The sequence below is a fragment of the Streptomyces sp. PKU-EA00015 genome, from assembly GCF_013387495.1.
Lineage (GTDB): Bacteria > Actinomycetota > Actinomycetes > Streptomycetales > Streptomycetaceae > Streptomyces.
This window is the reverse complement of record NZ_JABZEE010000005.1, coordinates 1-13611: the sequence shown is the minus strand read 5'-3', so window position 1 is coordinate 13611 and position 13611 is coordinate 1. Positions and strand designations below refer to the sequence as shown.

General features: G+C 71.1%; 17 protein-coding genes and 1 pseudogene. 9 read left to right on the top strand and 9 right to left on the bottom strand.

What is annotated here, in order from left to right; genetic code table 11:
* Positions 1 to 90 precede the first annotated feature (90 nt).
* Positions 91 to 315: a LysR substrate-binding domain-containing protein gene (locus tag HW130_RS35355; RefSeq protein WP_218183142.1), complete on the top strand. Its 225-nt coding sequence runs from the start codon at positions 91 to 93 to the stop codon at positions 313 to 315.
* A gap of 18 nt (positions 316 to 333) precedes the next feature.
* Here HW130_RS35355 and HW130_RS04960 read toward each other — a convergent pair whose 3' ends face one another.
* Positions 334 to 738 (bottom strand): hypothetical protein, encoded by a 405-nt coding sequence (locus HW130_RS04960; RefSeq protein ID WP_177148173.1) that lies wholly within the window; start codon positions 736 to 738, stop codon positions 334 to 336.
* Between the two features lie 92 nt (positions 739 to 830).
* Between HW130_RS04960 and HW130_RS04955 the strand changes: the two genes are divergently transcribed.
* Positions 831 to 1316 carry a glutathione peroxidase gene (locus HW130_RS04955; RefSeq protein WP_177148172.1) on the top strand — a complete coding sequence of 162 codons (486 nt, stop codon included), beginning with the start codon at positions 831 to 833 and terminating at the stop codon, positions 1314 to 1316.
* Positions 1317 to 1384: 68 nt separating this feature from the next.
* Here the strand turns inward: HW130_RS04955 and HW130_RS04950 are convergent, their stop codons facing one another.
* Positions 1385 to 2650, bottom strand: coding sequence for an acyl-CoA dehydrogenase family protein (locus HW130_RS04950; RefSeq protein WP_177148171.1), 1266 nt, complete (start codon positions 2648 to 2650; stop codon positions 1385 to 1387).
* Between the two features lie 164 nt (positions 2651 to 2814).
* Here HW130_RS04950 and HW130_RS04945 point away from each other — a divergent pair, with 164 nt between their 5' ends.
* Positions 2815 to 3450: a TetR family transcriptional regulator gene (locus tag HW130_RS04945; RefSeq protein ID WP_177148170.1), complete on the top strand. Its 636-nt coding sequence runs from the start codon at positions 2815 to 2817 to the stop codon at positions 3448 to 3450.
* Positions 3451 to 3883: 433 nt separating this feature from the next.
* Here HW130_RS04945 and def read toward each other — a convergent pair whose 3' ends face one another.
* Positions 3884 to 4492, bottom strand: coding sequence for a peptide deformylase (def, locus tag HW130_RS04940; RefSeq protein WP_177148169.1), 609 nt, complete (start codon positions 4490 to 4492; stop codon positions 3884 to 3886).
* A 127-nt stretch (positions 4493 to 4619) separates the two neighbouring features.
* Here def and HW130_RS04935 point away from each other — a divergent pair, with 127 nt between their 5' ends.
* The 5 genes from HW130_RS04935 (at position 4620) to HW130_RS04915 (ending at position 9155) form a co-directional block, all read left to right on the top strand.
* On the top strand, positions 4620 to 5855 hold the full coding sequence (locus HW130_RS04935; RefSeq protein WP_177148168.1) for a MurT ligase domain-containing protein: 1236 nt from the start codon (positions 4620 to 4622) through the stop codon (positions 5853 to 5855).
* A 38-nt stretch (positions 5856 to 5893) separates the two neighbouring features.
* Positions 5894 to 6622, top strand: a complete 729-nt coding sequence (locus tag HW130_RS04930; protein WP_177148167.1) for a type 1 glutamine amidotransferase — start codon at positions 5894 to 5896, stop codon at positions 6620 to 6622.
* Positions 6623 to 6810: 188 nt separating this feature from the next.
* Positions 6811 to 7836: a 6-phosphofructokinase gene (locus HW130_RS04925; RefSeq protein ID WP_177148166.1), complete on the top strand. Its 1026-nt coding sequence runs from the start codon at positions 6811 to 6813 to the stop codon at positions 7834 to 7836.
* A 105-nt stretch (positions 7837 to 7941) separates the two neighbouring features.
* Positions 7942 to 8892, top strand: coding sequence for a cytochrome c oxidase assembly protein (locus HW130_RS04920; RefSeq protein WP_177148165.1), 951 nt, complete (start codon positions 7942 to 7944; stop codon positions 8890 to 8892).
* 107 nt (positions 8893 to 8999) lie between these two features.
* Positions 9000 to 9155, top strand: a complete 156-nt coding sequence (locus HW130_RS04915) for a hypothetical protein (RefSeq protein WP_177148164.1) — start codon at positions 9000 to 9002, stop codon at positions 9153 to 9155.
* A 22-nt stretch (positions 9156 to 9177) separates the two neighbouring features.
* Here HW130_RS04915 and HW130_RS04910 read toward each other — a convergent pair whose 3' ends face one another.
* Positions 9178 to 9597, bottom strand: a complete 420-nt coding sequence (locus HW130_RS04910; protein WP_177148163.1) for an SSI family serine proteinase inhibitor — start codon at positions 9595 to 9597, stop codon at positions 9178 to 9180.
* Positions 9598 to 9818: 221 nt separating this feature from the next.
* On the opposite strand from HW130_RS04910, the gene HW130_RS04905 reads away from it, so the two are divergent.
* Positions 9819 to 10064, top strand: a complete 246-nt coding sequence (locus HW130_RS04905) for a hypothetical protein (RefSeq protein WP_177148162.1) — start codon at positions 9819 to 9821, stop codon at positions 10062 to 10064.
* Between the two features lie 140 nt (positions 10065 to 10204).
* On the opposite strand, the gene HW130_RS04900 is transcribed toward HW130_RS04905, so the two are convergent.
* The 5 genes and pseudogenes from HW130_RS04900 to HW130_RS04880 form a co-directional block, all read right to left on the bottom strand.
* Positions 10205 to 10555 carry a PRC-barrel domain containing protein gene (locus HW130_RS04900; protein WP_177148161.1) on the bottom strand — a complete coding sequence of 117 codons (351 nt, stop codon included), beginning with the start codon at positions 10553 to 10555 and terminating at the stop codon, positions 10205 to 10207.
* Between the two features lie 92 nt (positions 10556 to 10647).
* Positions 10648 to 11625: a hypothetical protein gene (locus HW130_RS04895; protein WP_177148160.1), complete on the bottom strand. Its 978-nt coding sequence runs from the start codon at positions 11623 to 11625 to the stop codon at positions 10648 to 10650.
* A gap of 163 nt (positions 11626 to 11788) precedes the next feature.
* Entirely contained in the window at positions 11789 to 12151 is a 363-nt protein-coding gene (locus tag HW130_RS04890) for a hypothetical protein (protein ID WP_177148159.1), read from the bottom strand.
* A gap of 125 nt (positions 12152 to 12276) precedes the next feature.
* Positions 12277 to 12966: a class F sortase gene (locus HW130_RS04885; protein WP_177148158.1), complete on the bottom strand. Its 690-nt coding sequence runs from the start codon at positions 12964 to 12966 to the stop codon at positions 12277 to 12279.
* A 162-nt stretch (positions 12967 to 13128) separates the two neighbouring features.
* Positions 13129 to 13611 (bottom strand): annotated as a pseudogene (locus HW130_RS04880) (hypothetical protein); the annotation flags it as partial.

The following is a 13611-nucleotide window of genomic DNA, read 5'->3' as shown; positions in this document are numbered from 1 at the left end:
GGAGTTCCAGGAACAGGTGCTCGCGGACCGGGAGTTGACCCGTGTGTCGCGGGGTGACGTCTGGGGCCCGAGGCGGTCAAGCAGTGCGTGGTGGCGGGTCTCGGGCTCGCCCTCATCTCCGAGCACGCCGTGGTGGACGACGTACGGGCCGGGACGCTGGCGGTGCTGCCGGTCAGTCCGGTGCCGCGGTCACGGCCCGTCAATCTCGTCCGCCGCAGGGACCGTCTGCTGTCGCCGGCGGAGCGCGCGTTCATCGAGCTGCTGCGCTCCGTCGGCGAGTGGCCGCGTGAGCTGCCGGCGGCGGGTGCGCCCTGACGGACCCCTCGCGGCCGCTTACTTGGCCGGGTCGAGGCAGAGCACGAACTTGTCGGCGTCCCACTGCTGCGCCAGGGCGGCCTCGCCCACGGTGCAGGCGTTGACGTCGAAGCTGTTCTCGATGACCTTGACGACCTTGTAGTTGGCGCCCTTCTCACCGCACTTCTTGGTCTCGACCTCGGGGGCGTCGTCCGGACCGGTGACCTGGACGCAGTCGCCGGCCTCGGCGCGGACCGGGGCGTCACCGAGGATGTAGCCGGCGCCGAGCTTCACGGCCACAGCGACGACGATGAGGACGACGACCCCGAGGAGCTTCCGGACGATGCCCTTCTTGGCCGGCTGGGGAGCGGGAGCAGCATCGGGCTGCCCCTGCGGGAACTGCTGGGGGTCCTGCGGGGCGGAGGGGGACGTCGGGGCGCTCATGGCGGACTTCCTCGTGGTTGCATGCTTATCGAACGCGCGCACGCTACACGAAGAATAAGAATCACATAAACACAGGTACGAAGGAGTCCTCGATGTCCCTTTTCGACATCCCGTTGCGCACCCTGACGGGCGAGCCGACGTCGCTCGCCGACCACCGCGGCAAGGCCGTGCTCGTGGTGAACGTGGCGTCCCGCTGCGGCCTGACGCCGCAGTACGAGGGCCTGGAGCGGCTGCAGAAGACGTACGGCGACCGGGGTCTCACGGTGCTCGGCGTGCCGTGCAACCAGTTCGCGGGCCAGGAGCCGGGCAACGCGGAGGAGATCGGTGCGTTCTGCTCGGCGACGTACGGTGTGACCTTCCCGCTGCTGGAGAAGGCCGAGGTGAACGGCGAGGGTCGGCACCCGTTGTACGCGGAGCTGACGAAGACCGCGGACGCGGCCGGCGAAGCGGGTGACGTCCAGTGGAACTTCGAGAAGTTCCTGATCTCCCCGCAGGGCGAGGTCACCCGCTTCCGCCCGCGCACCGAGCCGGAGTCCGCCGAGGTCGTGACGGCGATCGAGGGGCTGCTGGCTGCCTGACGGGCCGCCGGGCGCACCGCGAGGGCTCCGGTCCCGGGCGGGACGGGAGCCTTCGCCGCGCCGGCCCGTCAGCGGATCGGCATGCCCGAGAGCGTGCGGGCGATGACCAGGCGCTGGATCTCGCTGGTGCCCTCGAAGATGGTGTAGATCGCGGCGTCGCGGTGCATGCGCTCCACCGGGTACTCGCGGGTGTACCCGTTGCCGCCGAGGATCTGGATGGCCTGGGCGGTGACCTTCTTGGCGGTCTCACTGGCGAACAGCTTGGACATGGACCCCTCGGCCGAGGTGAACGGCTTGCCCGTGGTCGCCATCCAGGAGGCCCGCCACACCAGCAGGCGGGCGGCGTCGATCTGCGTGCGCATGTCGGCGAGCTGGAAGGCGACGCCCTGGTTGTCGATGATCGGGCGTCCGAACTGCTCGCGGGTGGTGGCGTATTCGAGCGCCTCCTCGTACGCGGCACGGGCGGTGCCCACCGCCATGGCGCCGACGGCGGGGCGGGACGCCTCGAAGGTGGCCATCGCCGCGTTCTTGACCCTCCCCCCGCCTCCGGCCGGGGGGACCCCCATCTCGCTTCGCTCGCCGCCGGACCTGGCCCTCTCGCGCGCCTTGGCCAGGCGCTCGTCCAGCTTCTCCTTGCCGCCGAGGAGGCAGTGGCCGGGGACGCGGACGTTCTCCAGGACGACCTCGGCGGTGTGCGAGGCGCGGATGCCGTGCTTCTTGAACTTCTGGCCCTGAAAGAGGCCGGGGGTGTTCGGCGGCACGATGAAGGACGCGTGCCCCTTGGAGCCGAGTGCGGGATCGACGACGGCGACGACGACGTGGACGCTCGCGATGCCGCCGTTGGTCGCCCAGGTCTTGGTGCCGTTGAGGACCCACTCGTCCTTGGCCTCGTCGTATACGGCGCGGGTGCGCATGGAGGCGACGTCGCTGCCGGCGTCGGGCTCGGAGGAGCAGAAGGCGGCGACCTTGACGTCGTCGGCATCGCCGTACATCTGCGGGATCCACGTGCCGATCTGCTCCTCGGTGCCGTTGGCGATGACGCCTACGGCGGCCAGGCCGGTGCCGACGATCGACAGGGCGATGCCCGCGTCGCCCCAGAACAGCTCCTCCATCGTCATCGGGATGCCGAGGCCGGTGGGGTCGAAGAACTGCTGGGCGTAGAAGTCCAGGGAGTAGATGCCGAGCTTGGCCGCCTCCTGGATGACGGGCCAGGGGGTCTCCTCACGCTCGTCCCACTCGGCCGCGGCCGGGCGCATCACGTCCTTGGCGAAGCCGTTGAGCCAGTCCCGGACCTGCTTCTGGTCCTCGTTGAGATCGAGCGTGAACTCGGCCATGTCCCCTCCAGCACTACGGCGCCCGCCAGGGCGTTACTTGCGGTAACTCGAAGTCTGTTACCGGGCAGTAGAACCTGTCAACCGAGGCCACCGGATCAACGGTCCTCCGCAGCGGGTGTTACCTTGCGCGTCACGCATTCGCAAGGGCGGGGAGAGAACAGGGCATGGACAGCGCACACCAGCAGCGGTCGGCGGACCAGCGGCGACGGGAGCTGCTCGAAGCAGCGGACCGGGTGGTGCTCCGCGAGGGGCCGCACGCCTCCATGAACGCGATCGCGGCCGAGGCGGGCATCACAAAGCCGATCCTCTACCGTCACTTCGGCGACAAGGGCGGGCTGTACCGGGCCCTGGCGAAGCGCCACACCGACGCCCTGCTGCGGGCCCTGCAGGTGGCGGTGGACGCGGACGTCGACCGCCGCGAGCGGGTGGCGGGAACGCTGGACACCTATCTCGCGGCCATCGAGGCGCGGCCCCAGGTCTACCGCTTCCTGATGCACCCGGCGGAGGACAACCAGCCCTCCGAACAGGGCTTCGACGTCGGCCGCCACTCGGCCCCGCTGTTGCGCCGCCTCGGCGAGGAGCTGGGCAAGGTGATCGCCGACCGCGTCGACCTGGGCCCGGGCGGCGACCTGCTGGCGCGTGTGTGGGGCCACGGCATCGTCGGCATGATGCACGCGGCGGGCGACTGGTGGCTGGGCGAACGCCCGTGCTCGCGCGCGCAGTTGGTGAAAAGCCTGACGGACCTCCTGTGCGGCCGCCTCTTCGACGCCCCTGACCGTGTGGGCGGCCCGGGCTTCTGACGGATACACCGCGCTGCGTATCCGGGGCGGCTGCGCCTCAATCGCCGGCGGGGCTGGGGTTTCCTGCTCGTCCGACGCTTGAGGACACCGCGCGAGGCGCGGTCCCGGTCCCGGGACGAAACCCCGAAAGCCCGCGCCCGCCAGGACACAGAGCACCACCCGAAGACGGCACGAGCACGGGGCGAAGCCTCAAAAGTCCACGCCCCGCCGGGCGCAGAGCACGGCGGTCCTGGGCGCGGAGCCCAACACCCCGTCCCACCACGCAGAGCCCGGCACACGACCGGAGGCCGGCACCGAACCGGGAACGGAGTTATGGGGCGAAACCCCCTAATACCCCGCCCGCCAGGGCGCAAAGCACATGGCGGTCCGGGCACGGAGTCCAACGCGGCGCCCGTCAGGGCGCAGGGGGACGGGGTCTGGGGCGGAGCCCCGGTTACGGGAAGGGGCGGGGTGGGGGAAGAAGGGCCCCGGACTGAGCGCGCCGCAGGCGCGACACGCCCTCCGGCGTCGACCACGGCGCCTTGCGGGCCGCCCGCGCCAGGCGCCCGCGCCGCCACGGCGTCAGCCGGTCCGCGTACACCAGACCGTCCACATGATCGCACTCGTGCTGCAGACAGCGCGCGAAGAACCCCGTGCCCTCGACGCGGACCGGCTCGCCGTCCACCGTCACGCCCTCCACGACCGCCCGGTCGAACCGCTCCGTCCCCGCCTCCAGGCCCGGGAGGGACAGGCAGCCCTCCGGGCCGCGGACCGTGAGGCCGTCGGCCTCGACCAGACGCGGGTTGACGACGTGCCCGAAGTGGCGGACGTCCTCGTCGTCGGGGCAGTCGTAGACGAAGACCCGCAGCGCGACGCCGACCTGGTTGGCCGCGAGACCGACACCCTGTGCCGCGTACATCGTCGCGAACATGTCCTCGACGAGCCGCCCCAGGTCCGCGCCGAAGTCGGTGACGGGCTCGCAGGGGGCGTGCAGCACCGGATCACCGAGCAGGCTCATGGGCCTGACCAGTCCGGAACTGCCGGGGATGGGCCGGTTTCGCATGGCGACCAGCCTACGTTCCGCGCAGGTCCCCCCGTGACCTCCACGTATTCCGACGGTGCCGCGGTACGGGCTGCCGAGAAGAGGTCGATAGGCTGACTCCCGACCGATGCTAGGAGGATCAAGGACGATGTCAGGCAACTCGGAGCTGACGCCACGAGCCAAGCTGGCCGTTACGGCGGGCAAGGCCGCAGCGGCGGTGTCGCGCGCCGCCGGGCGCGGCAGCGGATCGGTGATCGGCGGCCGGGTGGCGCTCAAGCTGGACCCCGACCTGCTGGGACGGCTCGCGCAGCACCTGGACGTCGTCCTCGTGTCGGCGACCAACGGAAAGACCACGACCACGCGGCTGATCGCGGAGGCCCTGCGCGCCAGCGGCCCCGTCGTCTCGAACGCGCTCGGCGCCAACATGCCTGCGGGCATCACCTCCGCACTGGCCGGCGGCTCGGACGCGAAGTTCGGTGTGATCGAGGTCGACGAGAAGTACCTCGCCGGTGTGGCCAGGGACGTGACGCCCAAGGCCATCGCGCTGCTCAACCTCTCCCGCGACCAGCTGGACCGCGCGGCCGAGACCCGGATGCTGGCCGAGAAGTGGCGTGAGGGCCTCACGGGCGCGAAGGCCACCGTGATCGCGAACGCCGACGACCCGCTGGTCGTGTGGGCCGCGTCCTCCTCCCCCAATGTGGTGTGGGTGGCCGCCGGGCAGGAGTGGAAGGACGACGCCTGGTCCTGCCCGTCCTGCGGCGGTGTGATGCAGCGCCCGGGCGACGACTGGTTCTGCGGCGAGTGCGGCTTCCGCCGTCCCGCCCCGAGCTGGGTGCTCAGCGGTGACCACGTCCTCGACCCGCACGGCTCGGCCTGGCCGATCCACCTCCAGCTGCCCGGCCGCGCCAACAAGGCGAACGCCGCCACCTCGGCCGCCGTCGCCGCCTGCTTCGGCGTTCCGCCGCAGGTCGCGCTGGAGCGCATGTACCAGGTCCAGGCCGTCGCCGGCCGGTACGACGTCGTCTCCTTCCTCGGCCGCGACGTGCGGCTGCTGCTCGCGAAGAACCCGGCCGGCTGGCTGGAGACGTTCTCGCTGATCGACCCGCCGCCGACGCCGGTGATCCTGTCCGTCAACGCCCGCGGCGCGGACGGCACCGACACCTCGTGGCTGTGGGACGTCGACTACACGCGACTCGCCGGGCACCCGATCTTCGTGATCGGCGACCGCAAGCTCGACCTCGCAGTACGGCTCGAGGTCGCGGGCCTGGACTTCCGCGTGTGCGAGACGGTCGACGAGGCCGTGCAGACGGCCCCGCCGGGCCGGATCGAGCTGATCGCCAACTACACCGCCTTCCAGGACGTGCGCCGCCGCGTCGGCAACTGAGCGACTGACGAGCGGACGGACGAAAAGGACTTATGGGAATGAGTGACAGCAGTCTGCGTCTGGTGTGGGTCTACCCGGATCTGCTCAGCACCTACGGCGACCAGGGCAACGCGCTCGTCGTCGAGCGCCGCGCCCGCCAGCGCGGTCTCGACGTGATGCGCATCGACGTGCGCAGCGACCAGCCCGTGCCGACATCCGGCGACATCTACCTGATCGGCGGCGGCGAGGACCGCCCCCAGCGGCTCGCGGCCGAGCGGCTGCGCCGCGACGGCGGCCTGAGCCGTGCGGCCTCCAACGGCGCGATCATCTTCTCGGTCTGCGCCGGGTACCAGATCCTCGGCCATGAGTTCATCAACGACCTCGGCGAGCGCGAGCCGGGTCTCGGCCTGATCGACGTGATCTCCACGCGCGGCGAGGGCGCCCGCTGCGTCGGCGACGTCCTGGCCGACATCGACCCCCAGTTGGGGCTGCCCCAGCTGACGGGCTTCGAGAACCACCAGGGCGTCACCCACCTCGGCCCGACCGCCCGGCCGTTCGCGCGCACGGTCCTCGGCCGCGGCAACGGCACCGGGGACGGCACCGAAGGGGCGTACAACGACACCGTCTTCGGCACGTACATGCACGGTCCCGTGATGGCCCGCAACCCGCAGATCGCGGACCTGCTGCTGAAGCTGGCGCTCGACGTGAACGCGCTGCCGCCGACCGACGACCGCTGGTACGAGGCCCTGCGCGCCGAGCGGATCGCGTCCGCCACCCAGCCCGCCTGACGCCGTCTCCGCTCAGTCGAGCGCACATCCTGAAGACCCCTTCGCTCAGCCGAGCGAAGGGGTCGCCGGCCCGGTCCCACCTGTCGGACGCCCGTTTCTGACCGGCCGCCCGACGCCGGTAGGGTGGCGGGGATCCAACCGGACGACGTGGTCCGGGAGTCGGCCCACGTTGTAAAGGTTTTCGGGCTATGCGCATTGGTGTGCTCACCTCCGGCGGCGACTGCCCCGGTCTGAACGCCGTCATCCGTTCCGTCGTGCACCGTGCCGTCGTCGACCACGACGACGAGGTCATCGGATTCCACGACGGCTGGAAGGGCCTCCTGGAGGGCGACTACCGCAAGCTCGACCTGGACGCGGTGGGCGGCATCCTGGCCCGTGGCGGCACGATCCTCGGTTCCTCCCGCGTCCAGCCCGCGCATCTGCGCGACGGTGTGGAGCGGGCCAAGGGCCATGTCGCCGACCTCGGTCTCGACGCGATCATTCCGATCGGCGGCGAGGGCACGCTCAAGGCGGCCCACCTGCTGTCGGAGGCCGGCCTGCCCATCGTGGGCGTGCCGAAGACGATCGACAACGACATCGCGTCCACCGACGTGACCTTCGGTTTCGACACCGCCGTCGGTGTCGCGACGGAGGCGCTGGACCGGCTGAAGACCACGGCCGAATCGCACCAGCGGGTGCTGATCGTGGAGGTCATGGGCCGGCACACGGGATGGATCGCGCTCCACTCGGGCATGGCGGCCGGCGCCCACGCGATCGTCGTCCCGGAGCGCCCCTTCGACATCGACGAGCTGACCGCGCGGGTCGGCGAGCGGTTCTCGGCCGGCAAGAAGTTCGCGATCGTGGTCGTCGCCGAGGGCGCGAAGCCCCGCGAGGGCACGATGCGCTGGGACGAGGGCGGCAAGGACATCTACGGGCACGAGCGGTTCGCGGGCGTCGCCCGCCAGCTCTCCGTCGAGCTGGAGCAGCGGCTCGACAAGGAGGCCCGTCCGGTGATCCTCGGCCACGTGCAGCGCGGTGGCACCCCGACCGCCTACGACCGTGTGCTGGCCACGCGGTTCGGCTGGCACGCGGTGGAGGCGGCGCACCGCGGCGAGTTCGGGATGCTGACGGCGCTGCGCGGCACGGACATCACGATGGTGCCGCTCGCCGAGGCGACCCGGACGCTGAAGACGGTTCCCGCGGACCGGTACGACGAGGCGGAGTGCGTGCTCTGATCCGGCTCCCTGCCCTGCGTTGTGCCCCCGGTCGCGGTCGCGGCCGGGGGCACATCTAGTCTGGTCCGGACAACAGGCACGAATCGGGAGCCCGGGAGCACACAGATGGATCACAGCGGGCACGGCATGACCATGGATCTGCCGCCGTTCACGCTGGGGCGGGGCCTGGAGCTCTCACCGGACCCCTTCTTCCTGGTCGGCTGCCTGCTGGCGCTCGGCCTGTACGGGTGGGGCGTCGCCCGGCTGCGCGCACGCGGGGACGCGTGGCCGGTGAGCCGTACGGTCTGGTTCACCGTCGGCGTGCTCAGTGTCGCACTGGTGATGTGCACCAAGCTGAACGACTACGGCATGGTCATGTTCAGCGTGCACATGGTGCAGCACATGGTCATCAGCATGCTGTCGCCGATCGTGATCCTGCTCGGCGCACCGATCACGCTCGCGCTGCGGGCGCTGCCCGTCGCCGGCCGGGGCCGCAAGGGTCCCCGCGAGCTGCTCCTGATGCTGCTGCACAGCCGGTACATGCGGGTCGTCACCCACCCGGCCTTCACGATCCCGCTGTTCATCGCGAGCCTGTACGGGCTGTACTTCACGCCGCTGTTCGACTTCCTGATGGAGTCGAAGCCCGGCCACATCGCGATGATGCTGCACTTCCTCGCGGTGGGCCTGGTGTTCTTCTGGCCGATCATGGGCGTGGACCCGGGCCCCCACCGGCCGGGCTACGTGATGCGGATGCTGGAGCTGTTCGCGGGCATGCCGTTCCACGCGTTCTTCGGGATCGCGCTGATGATGGCGACCGCCCCGATGGTCGAGGCGTACGAGAATCCGCCCGCGTCCCTGGGCATCGACGCGCTGTCGGACCAGAACGCGGCGGGTGGCATCGCCTGGGCGTTCAGCGAGATCCCCTCCGTGCTGGTGCTCATCGCGCTGGTCTTCCAGTGGTACCGCTCCGACCAGCGGCAGGCCAAGCGCCGCGACCGGGCGGCGGACCGGGACGGTGACAAGGAGCTGGAGGCGTACAACGCGTATCTCGCCTCGCTCCAGGCCCGCGGCCGGTGACGCGCCGCCGGTAGTCCCCGGCCGGTTTACGCGGGCCGCTGGCGCGGGGCCCTCCTTACGCGCGACCATGGTCCCGACGGTTCCCGCCGTCGAAGGAGGGCGCGCGCATGTCCGGTTCGACGAAGGTCATGGGAGTGCTGACCGTCGGGTCCCTCGTGGCCGTGACGGCCTACACGGCGGCACTCGGCAGCAACGGCTGGCTGTGGTTCGGGTGGGTGGTGCTCGGCCTGGTGACCATCGGCGTGGTCGCCTCGCGGAGCTGAGGCCGGGCGCCGGCCGCGGGCGTCAGAAGCGGAAGACGGCCCCGGTCGCGGCGGCCAGTTCACACGCGTTCGAGAAGGTCTTGTGCCAGGCGGTCGGCCGGCCGCGCCAGGCGCCGGTGGCGCTCACCGTGACCGGGTCGTACTGCTTCGTGCACGGGTGCGGCTCGCCCGGCAGGCTGTCCAGGTCGCCGCGGGCCGCGTCGAGGGCGGCGCAGGCGCCGGCGGCGTCGGGGTGCGGGCCGCTCGGCACGGGGCTGCAGTGCAGCAGCACACCGCGGATCCAGGTGTTCTCCGCGCCCGAGACGGTGAGGAACAGTCCAGGGCGCGGGACCGGCTTGTCCGCCGGCTCCGGCGCCTGGGACGCCGCTGCGGGGAGGGCCGAGGGGACGGCTGCCGCGACGGCGAGAAGGGCCGCTGCGGCGAGGGCTGCGGTGCGGTGCATCCGGTGCCTCCTGACGGGGAAGCCGGCACGCGGCCGGTACGGGTTCGGGCGAGCCATAGAGCACCCTTCCGCCGGGCCCGCCGCAACGTGCCACGCCGGGCCGCAGCGCGGACGGGTGCACGGGATTGGCCCGGACGGCTCCGGCTGGGCCGCCCCTTCGGCCGTTCCCCTTTTCGCCGGAGCGACCCGTATGCCTCCGGCGAACTCGGAAGCCGTCTTGGGTGCATTTGTCGCACTTCGACGCCGCCCTGCCGCTCGCGCGCGCCACCGCTGTCACGCCGCTCCGGATCGCGATGATGGACGGCGTCCGCTCGCCGTCTCCTGCTCCGCCGCCGCACCGGTACGCGGGATTCAGGAACGTGCGCGTCCACGGCGACCACCACGAGGGCGACCGCCATCACCGACGCCCCGACTGCCTTGACCCGACGGCCCGTTCACCCCCTGACACGGTGCGCGTCCCGGCGTGAGCACGCCGCAGGCACCCCCGGCTCGCCTGGGAAGGAATGATTCATGCAGCGCAGAGTGACTCCGACCGTGCTGTGCGCGACGACGGTCGTGCTGAGCACGGCCGTCGTCGCGGCACGGCGGACCGGCCGCCTGGCGTCCATCACATGTGGCGGTTCGCGTAGTAGTGCTCGATGAGCTGGAGGTAGCTCAGGTCCTCCTCGTGCCGACCGCTCTCGAACGGCGGCGAGTCCTTCACCTCGGCCTTGGTGCAGGAGAGATGGACGACCTGGTCGGCGGTGTCGATGCGCGAGACGACGCCCGCGGGGACCAGCACACGGCGGCCGAGGATCCACGGCCCGGTGTCCACGACGAGGTACGACCTGCCCACCTCCTCGGTGTGCTTGTCGACCTTGCCGATCGAACCGTCGGTCGCCTCGACCGAGAACCCCACGAGCTCCGCTCCCGGCACGTATGCGGCGGTCTCCGGGTAACCCCAGATGTCAGCACCCATCTCAGCCTCCTCACCTGGCCCGACAGTCCCTCATCCCACCGGCGCGGGTACCCGGGTACGGCACGCTCACACGGCGCCGTCCGCCGACCGGGTCAGTGCCGGTGGCCGGATTCCGCGTCACCGTCCGCAGGTGTCCGTTCGGCGGCGGGGCCCCCGGCGTGGACCGTGAAGGCTGCGGTGCGGACCTTGCCCTCGTGCCGGAAGTCGAGGAAGAGGCGGTAGGCCCCCTTGCTCGGTGCCGTGGCGGTGAAGGAGATCTCCGGCCCGGGCTGCGTGGTGCCGTCGCCGGGCTCGCCGTTCGGGTGGACGTGCAGATAGGCGAGGTCTCCCGAGCGCAGGGCCACGAGGTGCCCGTAGGCGCCGAGGTAGGGCTGCAGGTCGGTGACCGGCTCGCCGTCCTTGGCGACGCCGAAGAGCAGTTCGCTGCCCGTGCCGGGGCGGAGGCCGCCGGTGAGGGTGACCTCGTAGCCGTCGACGGTGGCGGTGCTGCTCGGCGCGGGCAGCGGATCGGGATCGGCGGGGCCGGACACGGCGAGGTCGGCGCCGAGCGTGAGGCCGCGGGCGCCCTTGGTGTCCGGGGTGAAGTCGGCGAAGACGCGGTAGCCGCCGGCCTCGGGGAGCCGGACCGGTACGGACCAGGTGCCGTCGGCCGCTCGCACCGGGTGCAGGTGCCGATACGTCGTCAGATCGCGCGACGCGACGATGAGATGCAGTTCCTTGCCGTGCTCACGGCGGAACGCGGTCACGTGGCGGTCCTTCTTGTCGTCCACCACGGCGAAGCGCAGTTCGGTGTTCCTGCCCGCCTCCACACGCTGCGTCTCGAGGTCCAGCCTGAGGCCCGCCTCGGACACCTGGAGGCCGCCCGGAGCGGACTGTGCCCCCCGGCTCTGGTCCGCGTGACCGTCGTGGCCACCTCGCGCCTCGCCCTGGCCCTCGTCCGTGTGGCCGCCATGCCGCGCCGGCTCCGCCTCGGCCACCACGGGGTCCATGCCCTGGCCGACGGCGTAGGCGGTGCCGAAGGCCGCGGCGAGTGCCGCCGCGAAGGCGGTGATCCTGACGCCCGTGTTCATGACCCACTCCTCGATCGGGGGCCGCTCTCCGCGACCACAGACCTCAGCATACCCCGGGGGGGTATAAAGTCAACCCTGTCCGGCCCTCTCGCGGATACGGGTGCCCGGTATGCGCAGCGGCCCCCACGCCGGCAGGCGTGGGGGCCGCTGCGCGGCGCGGAGCTCAGGCCGCCCAGGCGGGACCGAACCCGGCCAGAGCCTCGATCGCCTGGCCGCTGCGCGCGAACACGACGAGGCGGGTGCCGCCGACGTCGGCGTTCGCCTCGAGCACACGGCGGGCGGGCGCGCTCGGCGTCACGACCGCCATCAGCACCTGCAGACGGCTGCACATGAGGTGGGCCCGCAACACCGTGCCGAGCGCGGCGGCGCTCACCGCCGAGGCCGCCAGCACGATCACCACAGGGGCCGGCATGTGGGCCTTGACGAGGGACGCGATGCCGTGCGCCACAGCGACGCGATTGCCGAGGGACACGTCGTTGTGAAGCGTGATGACCAGGACTCCGCGCTCGATCGTGTGGTGCAGCATCACGAGCCTCCGTCCGCTCGGCGGTTCCACGGCTTCCGCCCGTATCGAAGGTGCCCGGAACCGCTAGGACAATGCGCCGTGTGCGCACTCACTCGACGTGCGGCGCGCCCGCGGCCCGGATGGCGTCACGGCCGTTTCACCGCCCCCAGGTGCGCGAAGACCACCAGGTTCTCGCTGTAGTCCTGCGCCTTCTTGTCGTACTCGCCCGCGCAGGTGATCAGCCGCACCTGTGCGTCAGGGGTGTCGGCGTACACGCGCTTGTTGGGGAAGTCCTCCTTGCTGAAGGCCTCGACGGAGTCGACGACGAAGGTGGCGACCGAGCCGTCCTCGCGACTGATGTCGATCTTGCTCCCCCGCTTGAGCTTGCTGAGCTGCATGAAGACGGCGGGGCCCTTCTTGGTGTCGAAATGGCCGGCGACGATCGCCGTTCCGCGTTCGCCGGGCACCACCCCCTCCTCGTACCAGCCGACCAGATTGCTGTTGTCCGCCGGCGGCGCCTCCAACTCGCCCGACGCCTTGAGGGACAGGCCCATGAAGGGGGCGTCGACGGCGATCTCCGCGATCTTCAGCCGTTTCGGTTCGGCGGGTGGCAGCTCAAGGCGCTTCTCTTCGGCCTTGGCGGACGGTGACAGGACGACGGCGGGCGCGGAGACCACGGGCTGAGCAGGGGGCTTGGCGTCCGTGGAGGTGCCGAAGGAGTTGAAGACCAGCAGGAAACCCAGAGCGACGGCCGCGGCAGGCCAGAGCAAGGCGCGTCCGAGGGAGCGGGGGGCGGATGCGGTCTGCGACTGCACGAGGGGAGGCTGCGCGGACATGCGGGTTCGTTACCTTTCACTGCCGTGACGACGTGGTGAGGGCCGGGCGGGGCGCTGACGGGTGGGCGGCCGCCGACCGGGCTCGGAAGCTGCGACGTCGCGGCCGCCGTCCCTGGGGGCGGCGGCCGCGACGGGCGTGGGCCGGGTACGGCCCGGGGGGCGTCAGGCCGCGGCGGAGCCGTTCGCGCCACGGCGGCGCAGCATGTACGCACCGGCACCGAGGCCGCCGAGCAGCAGGACCGAACCAGCGGCAAGGCCGCTACCGGAGGCCGTGCCACCGCCACCGGTGTGGACACCGCCGTGCGGCTTGTCGTGGTCCTTCTTGTCGTAGTCCTTCTTGTCCCACTTCTTCTCGGACGAGTAGTCGTCCTTCTTGTCGGAGTAGTCGTCCTTCTTGTCGGAGTAGTCGTCCTTCTTGTCGGAGTAGTCGTCCTTCTTGTCGGAGTGGTCGTCCTTCTTGTCGTAGTCGTCCTTCTTGTCGTAGTCCTTCTTGTCCCACTTCTTCTCGGACGAGTAGTCGTCCTTCTTGTCGGAGTGGTCGTCCTTCTTGTCGGAGTACTCGTCCTTCTTGTCGCTGTCCGAGTCGTCCTTGTTCCAGTCGTCCGCGTTCATACGGTTCAGCGCACCGCCACCGGTGTGGACACC

Excerpts from the sequence above, each read along its gene's own strand:
- HW130_RS04960 (WP_177148173.1), bottom strand. The coding sequence starts at position 738 with ATGAGCGCCCCGACGTCCCCCTCCGCCCCGCAGGACCCCCAGCAGTTC.
- HW130_RS04955 (WP_177148172.1), top strand. The coding sequence starts at position 831 with ATGTCCCTTTTCGACATCCCGTTGCGCACCCTGACGGGCGAGCCGACG.
- HW130_RS04950 (WP_177148171.1), bottom strand. The coding sequence starts at position 2,650 with ATGGCCGAGTTCACGCTCGATCTCAACGAGGACCAGAAGCAGGTCCGG.
- HW130_RS04945 (WP_177148170.1), top strand. The coding sequence starts at position 2,815 with ATGGACAGCGCACACCAGCAGCGGTCGGCGGACCAGCGGCGACGGGAG.
- def (WP_177148169.1), bottom strand. The coding sequence starts at position 4,492 with ATGCGAAACCGGCCCATCCCCGGCAGTTCCGGACTGGTCAGGCCCATG.
- HW130_RS04935 (WP_177148168.1), top strand. The coding sequence starts at position 4,620 with ATGTCAGGCAACTCGGAGCTGACGCCACGAGCCAAGCTGGCCGTTACG.
- HW130_RS04930 (WP_177148167.1), top strand. The coding sequence starts at position 5,894 with ATGAGTGACAGCAGTCTGCGTCTGGTGTGGGTCTACCCGGATCTGCTC.
- HW130_RS04925 (WP_177148166.1), top strand. The coding sequence starts at position 6,811 with ATGCGCATTGGTGTGCTCACCTCCGGCGGCGACTGCCCCGGTCTGAAC.
- HW130_RS04920 (WP_177148165.1), top strand. The coding sequence starts at position 7,942 with ATGGATCACAGCGGGCACGGCATGACCATGGATCTGCCGCCGTTCACG.
- HW130_RS04915 (WP_177148164.1), top strand. The coding sequence starts at position 9,000 with ATGTCCGGTTCGACGAAGGTCATGGGAGTGCTGACCGTCGGGTCCCTC.
- HW130_RS04910 (WP_177148163.1), bottom strand. The coding sequence starts at position 9,597 with ATGCACCGCACCGCAGCCCTCGCCGCAGCGGCCCTTCTCGCCGTCGCG.
- HW130_RS04900 (WP_177148161.1), bottom strand. The coding sequence starts at position 10,555 with ATGGGTGCTGACATCTGGGGTTACCCGGAGACCGCCGCATACGTGCCG.
- HW130_RS04895 (WP_177148160.1), bottom strand. The coding sequence starts at position 11,625 with ATGAACACGGGCGTCAGGATCACCGCCTTCGCGGCGGCACTCGCCGCG.
- HW130_RS04890 (WP_177148159.1), bottom strand. The coding sequence starts at position 12,151 with ATGCTGCACCACACGATCGAGCGCGGAGTCCTGGTCATCACGCTTCAC.
- HW130_RS04885 (WP_177148158.1), bottom strand. The coding sequence starts at position 12,966 with ATGTCCGCGCAGCCTCCCCTCGTGCAGTCGCAGACCGCATCCGCCCCC.